At 70.2% G+C, this 15,511-nt stretch carries 10 protein-coding genes and 1 pseudogene; 6 read left to right on the forward strand and 5 right to left on the reverse strand.

Going from position 1 to position 15,511, the window contains the following annotated elements; genetic code table 11:
- Positions 1-29: 29 nt before the first annotated feature.
- The 3 genes from ACYVKR_RS22330 to ACYVKR_RS22340 are packed head-to-tail and all read right to left on the reverse strand — an operon-like array spanning position 30 to position 3,523.
- Positions 30-2,246: a hypothetical protein gene (locus ACYVKR_RS22330; protein ID WP_460483180.1), complete on the reverse strand. Its 2,217-nt coding sequence runs from the start codon at positions 2,244-2,246 to the stop codon at positions 30-32.
- 18 nt (positions 2,247-2,264) lie between these two features.
- The gene (locus tag ACYVKR_RS22335) at positions 2,265-2,663 is read right to left on the reverse strand and encodes a hypothetical protein (RefSeq protein WP_460483181.1); all 399 of its coding nucleotides are present in this window, start codon (positions 2,661-2,663) and stop codon (positions 2,265-2,267) included.
- A gap of 11 nt (positions 2,664-2,674) precedes the next feature.
- Positions 2,675-3,523: a 3-hydroxybutyryl-CoA dehydrogenase gene (locus ACYVKR_RS22340; protein ID WP_460483182.1), complete on the reverse strand. Its 849-nt coding sequence runs from the start codon at positions 3,521-3,523 to the stop codon at positions 2,675-2,677.
- A 104-nt stretch (positions 3,524-3,627) separates the two neighbouring features.
- Here ACYVKR_RS22340 and purT point away from each other — a divergent pair, with 104 nt between their 5' ends.
- The gene (gene purT / locus ACYVKR_RS22345; RefSeq protein ID WP_460483183.1) at positions 3,628-4,872 is read left to right on the forward strand and encodes a formate-dependent phosphoribosylglycinamide formyltransferase; all 1,245 of its coding nucleotides are present in this window, start codon (positions 3,628-3,630) and stop codon (positions 4,870-4,872) included.
- Between the two features lie 113 nt (positions 4,873-4,985).
- On the opposite strand, the gene ACYVKR_RS22350 is transcribed toward purT, so the two are convergent.
- Positions 4,986-6,716: an alpha/beta hydrolase family protein gene (locus tag ACYVKR_RS22350; RefSeq protein WP_460483184.1), complete on the reverse strand. Its 1,731-nt coding sequence runs from the start codon at positions 6,714-6,716 to the stop codon at positions 4,986-4,988.
- Positions 6,717-6,972: 256 nt separating this feature from the next.
- Here ACYVKR_RS22350 and ACYVKR_RS22355 point away from each other — a divergent pair, with 256 nt between their 5' ends.
- A complete protein-coding gene (locus ACYVKR_RS22355) occupies positions 6,973-9,990 on the forward strand; it encodes a metallophosphoesterase family protein (RefSeq protein ID WP_460483185.1) in 3,018 nt (1,005 codons plus the stop codon).
- A gap of 121 nt (positions 9,991-10,111) precedes the next feature.
- Positions 10,112-11,521, forward strand: coding sequence for an ATP-dependent RNA helicase (gene dbpA, locus ACYVKR_RS22360; protein ID WP_460483186.1), 1,410 nt, complete (start codon positions 10,112-10,114; stop codon positions 11,519-11,521).
- 3 nt (positions 11,522-11,524) lie between these two features.
- Here the strand turns inward: dbpA and ACYVKR_RS22365 are convergent, their stop codons facing one another.
- Positions 11,525-13,009, reverse strand: a complete 1,485-nt coding sequence (locus ACYVKR_RS22365; protein WP_460483187.1) for an AMP nucleosidase — start codon at positions 13,007-13,009, stop codon at positions 11,525-11,527.
- 150 nt (positions 13,010-13,159) lie between these two features.
- On the opposite strand from ACYVKR_RS22365, the gene ACYVKR_RS22370 reads away from it, so the two are divergent.
- The 3 genes and pseudogenes from ACYVKR_RS22370 to ACYVKR_RS22380 all read left to right on the forward strand — a co-directional run.
- Positions 13,160-14,107 carry a cation diffusion facilitator family transporter gene (locus ACYVKR_RS22370; RefSeq protein WP_460483188.1) on the forward strand — a complete coding sequence of 316 codons (948 nt, stop codon included), beginning with the start codon at positions 13,160-13,162 and terminating at the stop codon, positions 14,105-14,107.
- A complete protein-coding gene (gene dtd, locus ACYVKR_RS22375; RefSeq protein ID WP_460483189.1) occupies positions 14,104-14,562 on the forward strand; it encodes a D-aminoacyl-tRNA deacylase in 459 nt (152 codons plus the stop codon). Before ACYVKR_RS22370 ends, dtd begins: the two co-directional genes overlap by 4 nt.
- A gap of 34 nt (positions 14,563-14,596) precedes the next feature.
- Positions 14,597-15,445: pseudogene (locus tag ACYVKR_RS22380) on the forward strand (M20/M25/M40 family metallo-hydrolase); the annotation flags it as partial.
- Positions 15,446-15,511 lie beyond the last annotated feature (66 nt).

A 15,511-nucleotide genomic window follows, 5' to 3' on the forward strand; every position in this document is an offset into this window, starting at 1 on the left:
ATTAAAACTATCCCTTGAATGGAGCGAGGCTACCAGGGCCAATCGTCCCGGGCCAGCAGCGCCTCGGTGTAGCGCAGGTCCTGCCGGCGCAGCCACAGGCCCCGGGGGCCTGTGTGCAGGCGCTGCTGCGCGGCCTGCCGCCAGTCGGCGGGAGCGATGGTGCGTGTTCCGCCGTCCTCCGCTTCCGCAGGCTCGGCTTCGAGCCAGCGCAGGCCTTGCTCGTCCCAGCCTTGCAGCAGCGGCATGCGGGCCTGCAGGCGCAGGCTGAGCACCTGCTGTTGCGCCGGCTGCAGCCAGTGCAGCCGCCATTCGTCGGGCTCGCCGTAGCCGCGTTCCACCCATTCCAGCGTGGCCCAGCCCTGGCCCTCGGGGTGCGGGCAGGCGCTGGGGCCGGTGCCGCACAGCATGGCGCCGCTGCGCGTGACGCAGACGCCATCGAAGCGCGGCTCGTCCTCGCTCCAGTAGTTGTTCACGCGCATGTTCACGCCGCCCCACCACCACAGTGCATCGCTGTGCAGGCCGTCCGCTGCGGTGGTGTGCCAGACGTAGTCCCCATCGGCGCAGGGATGCTGGATGCGGTCCACCTCGCGCCAGCGCGGCAGCACCCGCCAGTGGCCGCCGGCATCGGGGGCGATATGGCGCACGGTGTAGACGGGGGAGTGGTCATCGCGTGCGAGCTTGCGCGCCGACACGGCTTGTTGCGCCCAGCGCCAGGTGGCCGTGCTGGCGTTGTCGCGGTGGTCGGCCACGCAGGCCGCCAGCGCGATGACGGCGGCCCGCTCGGCCACGTCGCCGTCCAGGCCGGGCACGGGTACCAGACGAACGACGGGCCAGGGCAACTGCAGGCGCTGCAACTGTTCGCCATCCCACAGGCACAGCGCGCCCGCGCCGCCGCGCTCGGGCGCCCGGTCGTGGGGCATGAGCAAGGCGCTGCGCCCGTCCACGATCAGGTGCTCGAGCGCCCATTCGCCGGGCAACGCGTGCCCGCCCCAGCGCAGGTGGTAGGCCGCGGTTTCGCCAGCTGCGTCTTCGGCGTCGCGGTGCAGCGTCCAGACCAGGGGCCGGCCCTCCACCGGGGCGCTGCGCGCCTGCCAGAGCCCAGGCTGCGCAGGATCGCGCAGCCAGTCAAAGCGCAGGCGCGGTATCGGCTGCTGCAGCACCCGGCCATCCGCCGCATGGCCCGCGCAGCCGGCGGTGTCGCTGCAGACCAGGCTGAGGGTGCAACCGTCGTGCAGGCGGTCGGTTTCGGGCGTGTCCAGTTCCATGCGCTGCGCCACCGCATGGCCATCCCAGCGCAGCGCGGGCGGCTGCCCGGCCTCGCCGGGAAAGTACGGCTGCACCGTCCAGCTCTTGCGGTCGTGGGGCATGCGCTCGTCCCAGGATTGCCAGCCGCCTTCGGCGCTCCAGAGCGCGAGCGTCAGCTGCACGCCCTCCGCGCCCTCGTGCTCGGGCCAGGCATACAGCGCAAAGGCCTGGCCGTCGCCGCGCCAGGCCAGGTGGGGACTGCCGTGCAGCAGCCAGGGCTGGGGCTGGCCATCCATCAGCAACTGCCAGTTCGGGTGCCCGAAAATCTGCAGCGGATCGCGCAGCGTGCGCAGCGATGCGGGCCAGTGGCCCTGCAGCGACAGCACGGGGGCCGCCATGCCGGGAGGGGGCGGCGCCAGCGCCGGCGGCTCTATGGCTGCGCCGGCCGGCACATCGTCGGCCACCAGCCACAGGTCGCGCACGGCCACCAGCGGCTCGCCGGGGCCGAAATCCCGCGCCTGCAGCCAGGCGGCAAAGGCTTCGTTCCGCATCGGCTCCCGTTCGCCGGCATGGCCGCGCGCTGCATCGCTCCAGCGCGGCAGCCCGTGGTGCACTTCGTCCAGCGCCTGGGCCTGGGCGGTGCCGATGCGCCAGCTGCGGCGGCTTTGGCGGTCGACCAGCGTCGCGGTGGAGCCATCGTAGAAGCCGGTGCGCAGCCAGCGCCCATCGGGTGAAACGCAGAGGTCGGACTCCCAGACCTGGGGCAGGTAGGTGCCGTCGTCGCACAGCACATCGCCATAGACCGGGCCGCCCATGCCGCGCTCGCCCTGCATGCGGAACCGCCAGCCGCTGGGTTCGCCGGATGCGGCCACCCGATCGGCGATGGCCGCCAACGCTTCATCTATCTGCGGCCGCGCCCGGGCTTCGCGCGCCAGCTGGCGCCGTCCCACGGCCCACAGGATGAGCAGGACCGCGGCGGCCAGGATCAGCAAGACCTTCATGCGGTGGCCACGGCTGTCTTAGTCGTCCTGGTCGTCATAAGGCAGGGCATCCGGATCGGCATCCAGGTGGTCGGGCGGCGGCGTGGCGGCGAACTGCACCGCCAGCACCGTGTCGTGCCCGTCGAGCAGGCGGCGCACCACGCGGTGCATGCCGTCCATCACGCGCCCTTCGGCGCAGAGCACGATGGGGTAGGCGGTGTCGGCCTGCTGCACCAGGCGCATGTGCTCGGCCAGCGCGCGCGTGGTGGGGTGTGGATCGTGCTCGCTGAACCAGTAGGGCTCGTCCAGCTCGGCGATGGCCGAGAGCGGCACCCAGCGCGGTGCGAGCGGCGCCGCCAGCGCGACCAGGCGGCGCACGTCCCAGGCCTGCAGGCCCTGGGGCCCGGGCCGGAAGTGGTACTGGGCGCGCAGGGCCACGCTGGGCGGGATCAGTACTGGTACACGCCGCGGCCGGTCTTGCGGCCCAGGCGGCCGGCGGCGACCATTTCCTTGAGCAGCGGGCTGGGGCGGTACTTGCTGTCGCCGAACTGGGTCAGGTAGACCTCCATGACCGCCAGGCAGACGTCCAGGCCGACCATGTCGGCCAGCGCCAGCGGGCCGATGGGCTGGTTGCAGCCGAGCTTCATGCCGGCGTCGATGTCCTCGGCCGTTGCCAGGCCCTCGCCCAGCACGAAGAAGGCCTCGTTGATCATCGGCACCAGGATGCGGTTGACGACGAAGCCCGGCGCGTTCTTCACGGTGATCGGCGTCTTGCCCAGCTTCTCGGCCAGCGCCTTCACGCTGGCGTGCGTGGCGTCGCTGGTCTGCAGGCCGCGGATGATCTCGACCAGGGCCATCATTGGCACCGGGTTGAAGAAGTGCATGCCGATGAAGCGGTCGGCGCGGTTGGTGATGGCGGCCAGCTGCGTGATGGAGATCGACGAGGTGTTCGACGCCAGAATCACCTCGGGCGCGAGCAGGTCGTCCACCTGCTTGAGGATCTTGACCTTGAGCGCCTCGTTCTCGGTGGCGGCCTCGATCACGATCTGCGCGGCCTTCAGGTCGTCGTAGCTGGTCGAGCCCTTGATGCGGGCCAGCGCCGCGGCCTTGTCGGCCTCGGTCATCTTCTCTTTCTTGATGAGCCGGTCCAGGCTGGCGCCCACGGTGGCAATGCCCTTTTGCACGGCGGCTTCGGCGATGTCCACCATCACCACGTTCAGGCCCGACACGGCGCAGGCCTGCGCAATGCCGTTGCCCATGGTGCCGGCGCCGATGATGCCTACGGTCTGGATCGTCATAGTCTCTTCCTTGGATGCTGGAGTGTGGAGGGAGTCAACCCGGCATCATAGCGAGTCGCCCCGATAAAATCGGCGGCTTTCAGGCTCTTGCTCCTCCCATTCCCATGACCACCATCGGCACCCCCTACACCCCCCAGGCCACCAAAGTCATGCTGCTCGGCAGCGGCGAACTCGGCAAGGAAGTGCTGATCGCGCTGCAGCGCCTGGGCGTGGAGACCATCGCGGTCGACCGCTACGAGCAGGCCCCCGGCCAGCAGGTGGCGCACCACGCGCGCACCATCGCGATGAGCGATCCCGCGCAGCTGCAGGCGCTGATCGAGCAGGAGAAGCCCGACCTGGTGGTGCCCGAGATCGAGGCCATCGCCACGCCGGCGCTGCAGGCGCTGGAGGCCGCCGGCACGGTGCGCGTGGTGCCCACGGCGCGTGCGGCGCGGCTGACCATGGACCGCGAGGGCATCCGCCGCCTCGCCGCCGAGACCCTGGGCCTGCCCACCAGCCCCTATCGCTTTTGCGACAGCCTGGACGAGCTGCGCGCCGCGATCGACGGCGAGAACGGTGCCGGCGGCATCGGCTACCCCTGCGTGGTCAAGCCGGTGATGAGCAGCTCGGGCAAGGGCCAGAGCAAGATCGACGGCCCGGCCGATGTGGAAAAGGCCTGGAACTACGCGATGGAAGGCGGCCGTGTGCAGGGCGGGCGCATCATCGTCGAGGGCTTTGTCGATTTCGACTACGAGATCACGCTGCTGACGGTGCGCGCCCGCGATGCCTCCGGCGCCATCGCCACGCATTTCTGCGAGCCCATCGGCCACGTGCAGGTGCAGGGCGACTACGTGGAGAGCTGGCAGCCGCACCGCATGCCGCCCGAGGCGCTGCGCCGCGCGCAGCAGATCGCCGCGGCCGTCACCGCCAGCCTGGGCGAGGGCCTGCAGGGCGAGCCCGCGGGCCTGGGCCTGTATGGCGTGGAGCTGTTCGTCAAGGGCGACGAGGTGTGGTTCAGCGAGGTCAGCCCGCGCCCGCACGACACCGGCATGGTGACCATGATCACGCAGTGGCAGAACGAGTTCGAGCTGCACGCGCGCGCCATCCTCGGCCTGCCGGTGGACACGGGCCTGAAGACGCCGGGCGCGAGCGCGGTGGTCTATGGCGGCGTCGAGGCCAAGGGCGTGGTGTTCGACGGCGTGGACCAGGCGCTGCAGGTGCCGGGCACCGAGCTGCGCCTGTTCGGCAAGCCCGAGAGCTTTGCGCGCCGCCGCATGGGCGTGGCGCTGGCGCGCGCGGCCGACACCGATGCGGCCCGCGCCAACGCCAAGCTGGCGGCCTCGCGGGTCAAGCCGCGCGTGCCGGCCTGAGCACGGTATTCATAAAAAAAGGAGCTGCTGGCGCTTTCTCCATCGGCACTTCAAAGGGTTTTGTCTTTGAAATGCTTGGTGAATGAGCGCGAGCAGCTCTCTTTTTTGATGCTTTATTGCGTCACACAGGCAAAGCTCTCGGCCTTGTTGACGTCGCCGCTGCCGTTGTAGCGCGGCCAGTTCGGGTACTCGCACAGCGGGCGGGTGCGGCCGGGCACGCCGGCGGTGTCGGTCACCACCGGGTTGGCGGGCGCCTTGCCGGTGCTCACCCACTGGTCCAGCGCGGCCAGCGAATCCCAGTTGGCGTTGAACGCGGTGCTGGCTGCGTGGCCGTAGCCCGGCACCTCGTAGTAGCGCGCGAAGATCTGCACGTTGGCCGCGCCCATGGTCTGCTGCAGGCGCTGCCAGTACTGCTCGGTGGCGCGCGTGCTCACCAGCACGTCGGCCGTGCCGTGGGCCATCAGCAGCTTGCCGCCGCGCTTGCGGAAGGCGAGCAGGTCGGTGCTGTTGATGTCCTGCTGCTTGGTGAGCTGCTGGATGCGTGCCGTCCACGCGCCGGGGTTCTGCGGGTCGAGCGACAGCGCGTTGAACTGCGGATCGCGGGTGACGAAGTAGCGCACCCACTGGTCCCAGAACACGGCCCAGTACGGCGCCGTGAGCGGCGCGGGGCTGGCCGGCGGCGTGGTGTTCATCGCCAGCAGGTTCACGGTAGGCTGCAGCGGGCTCGTGCCTTCCTGGCCCAGGTCCGCGCCCCAGACGTTGAAGCCCGGGTACTGCGTCTCGCCGCTGCCCAGCGGCGCACTGAAGGTGATGGGCGTGTTGTAGGTCTTGAGCGCCGCGATCACCGCGTCGGACAGGCACTGGTCGCCCTCGCTGCCGCCCGAGGCACAGCGCAGCGGCTTGCCGCCCACCTGCGCCGTCGCCGGGTCGAACTGCGCATTGCAGGCCGCCACGTTGCTGATGAGGCCGTCGGCCGCGCCGTCCAGCGCATCGCACTGGGCGATGGCCGCGCCCTGCAGCAGCTTGCGCTGGGCCAGGCTCGGGTAGGCGCCGGGCTGCGCGAAGGCGCGGCTGATGCGGCCGAACTGCAGGTCCAGGCTGGCCGCGTTCCAGGCCGGGTACCAGGCCACCACGCCGTCCCAGTCGATGGGCCATTTCTGCGCCACGGCCAGCGCCTCGCGCCCGCCGGTCGAGCCGCCGATGAAGTAGCGCCGCTCGGGCTTGGTGCCGTAGAAGCGCTTGACCAGCACCTGGGCCACGTCGCTCACCTTCTTCAGCGCATCGCCCGAGAAGTTGGCCACCGCCTCGTCGTTGGTGCCGAAGCTGCCGTCGCGGCTGCCGGCCGCGCCCGCCTGGTGGCCCGAGTCGCTGGCGAACACCGCATAGCCCTGGGCCAGCAGCGGGTAGGCGCCCTGGCTGGCCGGCGCGGCCGAGTAGGTGTAGAGGCTGGGGATGGTGCCGTTGTAGCCGCCGCCGCCCAGCATCACCACCTTGCCGTTCCACTCCTTGGGCAACAGCAGGCCCATCTTGATGGGCGGCGCGGCCGGGTCCACCGGCGCGATGCTGATGTTGGCGCGCACCGAGGCCGGCGGCTGCGGGCCGCTGGCGGCGCTGGGCGTCTCCACGGCTGTCACCTTGGCGCCACCGGTGGGCAGGCCGATGTCGCTGGCCGCCACCTGCTGCGTGGCCAGCTCCTTGCTGGCGCGGTCGAAGTTGAAGCCGATGAAGCCGCTGGAGCCCGAGCCGCCGCAGGCGCTCAGCACCAGGGCGGCGCCGGCCACGGCGAGCAGGCGAAAGGACGGCGTGGCGCGCAGCCGGTGCGAGGGGCGGTGTGCAGACTTCATGCGGCTTCTCCTTGGATCTATCAGTTGTTGGATGGACTGCCCGCGGTGCGGGGCCAGCGCCATTGTGGTGGCGGCTCCGCCCGCAGGCAAGGCGGCCGCGCCCGGCGTGGGTGCCGGTGGGCGCGGCGCCCGCACATCGTGCCCGGTATTCATGCGCTTGTCATGCGCCGTCCCTAGCATCGCCCCTTTTTTTGACAGCGAGGAAGCGATGCGTTTGGGATGCAGGTATGGCGGGCCGGGACGGGGGCTCGTGGGGATGCTGGTGCTGGGAATGGCGCTGGCGCAGGGCGCGGCTCAGGCCGCCCAGGTGGTGCTGGCCGAGAACTTCGACCAGGTGGCGGCGGGCGAGGTGCCCGCGGGCTGGAGCCGCCAGCTGCGGGGCAATGGCGGCGATGTCGGCAACCTCGCGCTGCCCTCGCTGGCCAACTGGCAGGTGACGGCCAAGCCCAGCGTGGGCGCGGGCGACACCTTCTTCGCGGCGGCCAAGGGCAATATCGCCTTCGCCAAGTCCGACGGCATCCGTCCCAAGGACAACATGGGCGCCTTCGACTCGCTGCTCGCCTCGCAGTCTGTCGCGGTCAAGCCCGGCGTGCTGTATGCGCTGGCCTTCACCAACTTCTACCGCGGCGGCGGCGCGGGCACCGAGTCGGGCCGGGTGCTGGTCAGCTACGACGGCGCGGCCCCGGTGCTGCTGCAGGCGTTCAATGGCGCCAACCTGAGCCGCCAGAACCAGAAGGAGACGCTGTACTTCCAGCCGCCCGCGGGCGCGCAGCAGGCGCAGCTCGTCTGGGAGTACAACAAGGCCGCGAACAACTGGTACTGGGGCATCGACGAGGTCGTGCTGACCGAGGACGTGCCGCCGCCGCCGGTGACGGCGCCCAACCTCAACGTGGGCCCGGTGCTGATGAGCCCCGGCGCCCACGGCATGGTGGTGATGGCCGAGACCACCGACGCCGCGCCCACCGTGCTCTACCGCGAGCAGGGCGCCAGCGCCTTCACCGCGTTTGCGATGGTGCAGGCCGACAAGGAGCTGAAGGATGCGCAGATCTTCTTCGCGCCGCTCGCGGGCCTCAAGTCCAACACCGTCTACGAGTACAAGCTGCAGACCGGCACCGGCGTGGTGAAGAAGGAAACGCCGCTCTACGCCTTCAAGACCTGGCCCGCGCCGGGCGACGTGGCGGACGGCCACCGGGCCTCGTTCATCGCCTTCTCGGACACGCAGGACAACCGCGGCGGCATCTTCAAGAGCATCGTCGCCAACGGCATCATGGCCAGCGAGCGCTGCCAGGCGGCCGATCCGGTGGCCACCTGCGTGCAGAACCTCAAGGGCGTGATGGTGGGCGGCGACTTTGTCGGCTCGGGCGAGACGCGCAGCCAGTGGAAGACCCAGTTCTTCGACAACTTCGGCGCGCTCTCGCCCTACGTGCCGCTGATCCCGGCGCTGGGCAACCACGAGTTCTTCGGCTCGCAGGTGCAGAACGACAGCGATGCCGAGATCGCCAAATGGGCGCTCACCTACCGCAAGTACTTCGCCATGGTGCCGCGCCCGTCCACGCCCACGCGCTACGCTGGCCACTACTACGCGCTCGATTACCTGGACGCGCGCATCTTCAGCGTGGGCTCGACGCCGATGACGGCCATGCACAACACCGGCAACTGGAACGTGGCCGACTACGACTTCGGCCGCAAGGGCTTCAACGCCAACTACAGCCGCGAGGTGCTGGACTGGATGGACGCCAGCCTGGCCGAGCCCGGCAGGCGCCACCTCGTCATGGTCAGCCACCAGCCGTGCCTGACGACCACCTGGCGCCAGGCCGAGGCCGTGCTGGTCTGCGACCTGGTGCGCAAGATCGAGCACTACGCCGAGAAGCACGACGCGCTGGCCGCCACGCTGGTGGGCCACTCGCACGCCTTCGACGCGGGCAACTCCATGAACAGCCGCCACCTGTGGTTCACCGTGGCCTCGGCCAGCGGCGCGCTGGAAAGCGCCAAGGGCCAGGACAATAGCGACCTCGACATCTTCCGCAACACCCGCATCGACTACGGCTACAGCGAGCTGCAGCTGCAGTTCGGCAGCCAGCCGCGCGAGACCTGGCGCCGCCACTCCTTCGACGCGGCCGACAAGCCGCTGGTGGTGGGCGACGACATCAGCCTGTCGGTGCGCGCGAATGACGCCAGGCCCCTGCTGGCCAAGCGCAACTTCGGCGGCATGGCGCGCGACGCGGTGCAGTTGCGCCTGAAGAGCGTGGACGCGGACCAGGTCTACGAATCGCAGTGGCAGCTCTCGCGCAGCGCTGACTTCGCCGGCGAGGTCTTCGACGTGTGGGGCGATGCCACGCGCCGCAGCAACCTGTTCTTCGATGCCGCCGGCAAGAGCGTGGACACCCGCAAGGAGGCCGACATGCTGCAGCTCGACCTGGGCCGGCTGCTGGCCCAGCCGCAGCGGCTCTACCCCTTCACCACCAATGCGGCGCACAAGGAGCAGCTCAAGCGCATCACGCCCGGCGGCGACGAGCTCGGCGAGCGCTGGCAGTGCGACCGCAAATGGGACGAGCGCCAGTGCTTTGCGCGCCTGAGCCACGGCGGCGACAAGGCCTCGCCGCTGGACCCCTTCGACGGCCGTGCCGTGCCGGTGCTGGCGCTGCAGGACGGCGAGCTGTGGTACGTGCGGGCCCGGGTGCGCGATGCCGAGCTGAACTGGTCGGGCTGGAGCGACACCGGCCGCTTCCAGGTGGGGCCGGTGCCCGAAGTGCCGGCGCAGGTGGCCGATCTGCAGCCGGGCGGCGCGGCCAAGCCCTCGCGTCTGAGCGTGGCACCCGACGCGGTCTGCGCCGGCCCGCTGCAGGCGCAGGGCATCTCGCTGCCGGCCCCCAAGGGCTACGCGCTGCCCTACGGCGCGGTGGACTTTGCGCTGACGGACTGCGCCGTCGGCGTGCAGGCCGTGGTGCGGGCCGAGGCCTCGGGCGAGCTGTCGCCGCAGGCCCGGCTGCTCAAGTACCAGCGTGGCACCGGCCAGTGGAGCGAGGTGCCCGGCGCGCAGCGCGTGGGCAATGCCTTCGAGTACCTGCTCGTGGACGGCGGCGAGCTGGACGAGGACGGCCTGCAGAACGGCCACCTGCGCGATCCCTACGCGATCGCCGAGCCGGCTGCCGAACCGCCGGTCACGCCGCCCGCCAAGGCCACCCCGGTGCCCGCCACCGGCTGGCCCGCGGCGCTGGCGATGGCGCTCGGTCTGCTGGCGCTGGCCTGGCGCCGGGCGCGGCAGCAGGTATGAAAAAAGGAGCTGCTGGCGCTTGCCATCAAAGGATTTCAATGGGTTTTCATATTGAATTCGAGAATGGATGAGCGCCAGAAGCTCCGATTTTCATAGTGCTCCAGGCCCGGATAATCGGGCCATGACTTCTTCTACCCAAGACGCGGCGGCCGACGGCTTCGAGGCCCTCGCGCTGTCCCCGGCGATGCAGGACAACCTGCGCCAGCTGGGCTACACCCGCATGACCCCCATCCAGGCCGCCAGCCTGCCCGCGGCGCTGCTCGGGCGCGACCTGATCGCCCAGGCCAGCACCGGCAGCGGCAAGACGGCCGCCTTCGGCCTGGCGCTGCTGGCCAACCTCAACCCGCGGCGCTTCGCCGTGCAGGCGCTGGTGCTGTGCCCCACGCGCGAGCTGGCCGACCAGGTGACGGCCGAGCTGCGCCGGCTGGCGCGCGCCCATGACAACGTCAAGATCGTCACGCTGTGCGGCGGCGTGCCGCTGCGCGGGCAGACCGCCAGCCTGGAGCATGGCGCGCACATCGCCGTGGGCACGCCCGGCCGGGTGATGGACCACCTGGCGCGCGGTTCGCTCGAGCTGTCGGCGCTGAACACCCTGGTGCTGGACGAGGCCGACCGCATGCTCGACATGGGCTTCTTCGACGACATCGCCCAGGTGGCGCGCCAGTGCCCCACCGCGCGGCAGACCCTGCTGTTCTCGGCCACCTACCCCGAGGGCATTGAGCGGCTGGCGCAGCAGTTCATGAAGCAGCCGCAGCAGATCGCGGTGCAGGCCCAGCACAGCGCGGGCAAGATCGCCCAGCGCTGGTACGAGGTGCAAGAGAGCGAGCGCCTGCACGCCGTGTCGCAGCTGCTGAACCATTTCCGCCCCGAATCGACGCTGGCCTTCTGCAACACCAAGCAGCAGTGCCGCGACCTGGTGGCCGTGCTGCAGGCACAGGGCTTCAGCGCGCTGGCGCTGTACGGCGAGCTGGAGCAGCGCGAGCGCGACCAGGTGCTGGTGCAGTTCGCCAACCGCAGCTGCTCGGTGCTGGTGGCCACCGACGTGGCCGCGCGCGGGCTGGACATCGCCCAGCTGCAGGCCGTGATCAACGTGGACGTGACGCCCGACCCCGAGGTGCACGTGCACCGCATCGGCCGCACCGGCCGGGCCGACGCCCAGGGCCTGGCACTGAGCCTGGCCAGCCTGCCCGAGATGGGCAGCGTGGGCCGCATCGAGCTGCTGCAGGGGCGCGAGTCCGAGTGGCACCCGCTGTCCGAGCTGACGCCGGCCACCGGCGGCCCGCTGCTGCCGCCCATGGCCACGATCCAGATCGTGGGCGGGCGCAAGGAGAAGATCCGCGCCGGCGACGTGCTGGGCGCGCTCACCGGCGAGATGGGCTTTGGCCGCGACCAGGTCGGCAAGATCAACGTGAACGACTTCTCCACCTACGTGGCGGTGGAGCGCGGCATCGCCGCCGAGGCCGCCCGGCGGCTGAACGCCGGGCGCGTCAAGGGCAAGCTGGTGCGCGCGCGCCTGGTGGCCGAGGACTGAGCGTTACTGGAACGCCACCTCGGCAAAGCTGCGCAGCTTGCGGCTGTGCAGGCGCTCGGAGCCGCCTTCGCGCAGGATGTCCACCGCGCGCATGCCGATGCGCAAATGCTGGTCCACGCGCTCGCGGTAGAAGTGGTTGGCCATGCCGGGCAGCTTGATCTCGCCGTGCAGCGGCTTGTCGCTCACGCACAGCAAGGTGCCGTAGGGCACGCGGAAGCGGAAGCCGTTGGCGGCGATGGTGGCGCTCTCCATGTCCAGCGCCACGGCGCGGCTCTGGCTGAAGCGGCGCTGCGGCGTGTTGTTGGGCAGCAGCTCCCAGTTGCGGTTGTCGGTGCTGGCCACGGTGCCGGTGCGCATGATGCGCTTGAGCTGCGACTCGGGCACCTGCGACACATCGGCCACGGCCTGCTGCAGCGCCAGCTGGATCTCGGCCAGCGCCGGGATCGGCACCCACAGCGGCAATTCCTCGTCGAGCACATGGTCCTCGCGCACGTAGGCGTGGGCCAGCACGTAGTCGCCCAGCTGCTGGCTGTGGCGCAGGCCGGCGCAGTGGCCCAGCATCATCCAGGCGTGCGGGCGCAGCACGGCGATGTGGTCGGTGATGGTCTTGGCGTTGGCCGGTCCCACGCCGATGTTGACCATGGTGATGCCGCTGTGGTCGGCGCGCACCAGGTGGTAGCCCGGCATCTGCGGCAGGCGCGGCGGCGGGCTGCCCAGCTCGTCCACCGCCTCGGGCGGCAGGCCGGCGCGGCGCGTGACCACGTTGCCCGGCTCGATGAAGGCGATGTACTCGCTGTCGGCCTTGGCCATCTCGGCATGGCCCAGGCGGATGAACTCGTCGATGTAGAACTGGTAGTTGGTGAACAGCACGAAGTTCTGGAACCACTCGGGCGCGGTGCCGGTGTAGTGGCGCAGGCGCTGCAGCGAGTAGTCCACGCGCGGCGCGGTGAACAGCGACAGCGGCCGGGGCTCGCCGGGCTGCGGCTCCCAGGTGCCGTTGGCGATGCCGTCGTCCATGGCGTGCAGGTCGGGCAGGTCGAACACGTCGCGCATCAGCAGGCGCCGCTCGGGCGTGAGCGTGCCTTCGACGTAGTCGTTGTCGGCGAACGAGAAGTGGATCGGGATGGGCTGGTTGCTGGTGCCCACCTCCAGCTCCACGCCGTGGTTGGCGATCAGCAGCTCGAACTGCTCGGCGTAGTAGTCGGCGAACAGGTCGGGCCGGGTCAGCGTGGTCTCGTACTGGCCCGGGCCCTCGACGAAGCCGTAGGTGCGCGACGTGGGCGGGCGCGCCACGGTGTGCGTCTGCATGCGCACGAAGGGGTAGCAGGCGCGGTACGGCGCGCTCGGCGTCTCGCCGGCCACGAAGCGCTGCATCGCCGCGCGCAGGTGGTTGATCTGTTCGGTGTAGATGGCCTGCACCTGGGCCAGCGCCGCAGCGGCCGTGCGGTGGCGGGTGGGGGCGGTGAATGCGGGCTTGTTGTGGGTCATGTCACATTGTGCATCCGGATTTCGACAATCCGGTGACGGGCATTGCCATGGCCCCGGGCCTCATGGTGAAATCCGGCTGCAGCGCTGGTATATTCTGCGCTGAGTGCTTTTAATTTGTGAGCATTGAACCACCGCAGGGAGCCGCCGACCATGCCATCCGCACCACTGCCCGCCGCGCCGCGCTGGGCCACGCCGCACCGGCTGCTGCAGCTGTCGGTGGTGGTGGCCATCGCCACCATCGTGCTCAAGACCCTGGCCTGGGTGGTCAGCGGCTCGGTGGGCCTGCTGTCGGACGCGCTGGAGTCGCTGGTCAACCTGGTGGGCGCGCTGTTCGCGCTGGGCATGGTGACCATCGCGCAGCGCCCGGCCGACGACGAGCACCCCTACGGCCACGCCAAGGCCGAGTATTTCTCGGCGGGCTTCGAGGGCCTGCTGATCTTCGGCGCCGCGGCCGGCATCATCTGGGCCTCGGCGCAGCGCCTGCTCTCGCCGCAACCGCTGGAGCAGGTGGGGCTGGGCCTGGTGCTGTCGGTGGTGAGCTCGGCGCTCAACGGCGGCCTGGCCTGGCTGATGATGCGCTCGGCGCGCGCGCACCGCTCGCTGGCGCTGGAGGCCGACGCGCGCCACCTGTACACCGATGTGTGGACCTCGGCCGGCGTGGTCGTCGGCCTGCTCGCCGCGATGGCCACCGGCTGGCTGTGGTTGGACGCCGTGGTGGCGCTGGCCGTGGCGCTGAACATCCTGAAGGAAGGCGCCGAACTCATCTGGCGCTCGTCGCAGGGCCTGATGGACCAGTCGCTGGACGCCGAGGTGGTGGCCGAGATCGAGCAGCGCGTGCAGCGCTTCTGCGAACCCTGGCAGGGCCAGGTCTACAGCGACCGCCTGGTGAGCCGCCGCGCCGGCCAGCGCAGCTTTGTCGACATGCACCTGCACATGCCCGCCGACTGGAGCCTGGGCCGCGCGCACGAGCTGCGCAACACGCTCGAGGCCGAACTGATGGCGGCGGTGCCCGGCCTGGTCGCGTCCATCGAGGTGCTGCCGCGCGGCGAGAACACCGAATACGAGAAAACCATCCAATCCGAGGAACCCACTGCATGATGACCGTGCTGCAACGCGTGCGCGAAGCCCGCGTCGAAATCGACCACCAGATCGCCGGCCAGATCGGCCACGGCCTGCTGGCCCTGGTCTGCGCCGAACGCGGCGACACCGAACAGGAGGCCGACAAGCTGCTGGCCAAGCTGCTGAAGCTGCGCATCTTCCAGGATGAGGCCGGCAAGATGAACCGCAGCGTGCAGGATGTGGCGGGCGGCCTGCTCATCGTCAGCCAGTTCACGCTGGCGGCCGACACCAGCGGCGGCAACCGCCCGAGCTTCACCAACGCCGCGCCGCCCGCCGACGGCGAGCGCCTGTACGACTATGTCGTGCAGCGGGCCCGTGCGCTGCACCCGGTGGTGGCCACCGGCCGCTTCGGCGCCGACATGAAGGTCTGGCTGCTGAACGACGGGCCGGTCACCATCCCGCTGCGCATCGCGCCGGCAGCCGCCCCGGCATGAGCCGGCTCGCCTACCACATTCCATGAGCAAGACCATGAAGCACTTTCGCAACCACTCCCTGCTGGCCATCGCCTTGGGTGCCGCGCTGGCCTGCGGCCTGCCGGCCCAGGCACAGACGCTGAAGAAGCCCGCGCTCGATGCTTGGCTCGTCGCCGAGCCCGTGCCCGCGAGCTTCGCCGCTTTCGTCCAACAAGTCGCCCAGGCCCAGCCTGCACTGGCCGCCGCCGCGCAGCGCTACAGCCGTGGCGAGGCGCTGGCCGGGGACGAACTGGCCGACATCGCTCGCCTGCTCGGCGTCTACACGCGCCGCACGCAGGAGGCCGCGGTGCTCGACAGCCTGCGGCGCATGGTGGCCCTGCCCACGGTGCGCGATGCCAAGGTGCCGCCGCGCGAAAGCCCGGCCATCATCGATTTCGGCAAGCTGGTCGAGTCCATGGCGCGCGACTTCGGCCTGCGCTACCGCAATGTGGACAACCGCATTTTTGAAGTGACGCTGCCTGGCACCGGCAGCGAGGAGTTCGGCATCCTCACCCATGCCGACGTGGTGCCGGTGGTGCCCGCCGAATGGGTGCTGAATGGCAAGCAGATCAACCCTTTCGAGGTCACCTTCGTGCCTGCCAATGGTGGGCTGACGCTGACGAGCGCTCCTCCGATTTCTGTCCCGGTCGTGCCCGACCGCCTCTACGGCCGCGGCACCATTGACGACAAGGGCTCGATCGCCACCGTGCTGTACGCGATGAAAGCCGTCAAGGACAGCGGCCTGCCGCTGTCGCGCGGCATCCGCCTGATGATCGAGACCACCGAGGAGACCGGTGGCGACGCGATGAAGTACTACCAGGCGAAGACCCCCCTGCCCGAATACAACATCGTGCTCGACAGCAAGTTGTTGATTTCCACGCAGAACTGACCCAGTAACCCCCGGGATTTCCATCCAAACCTGACCCACGTG

Source organism: Comamonas humi (genome assembly GCF_054782535.1).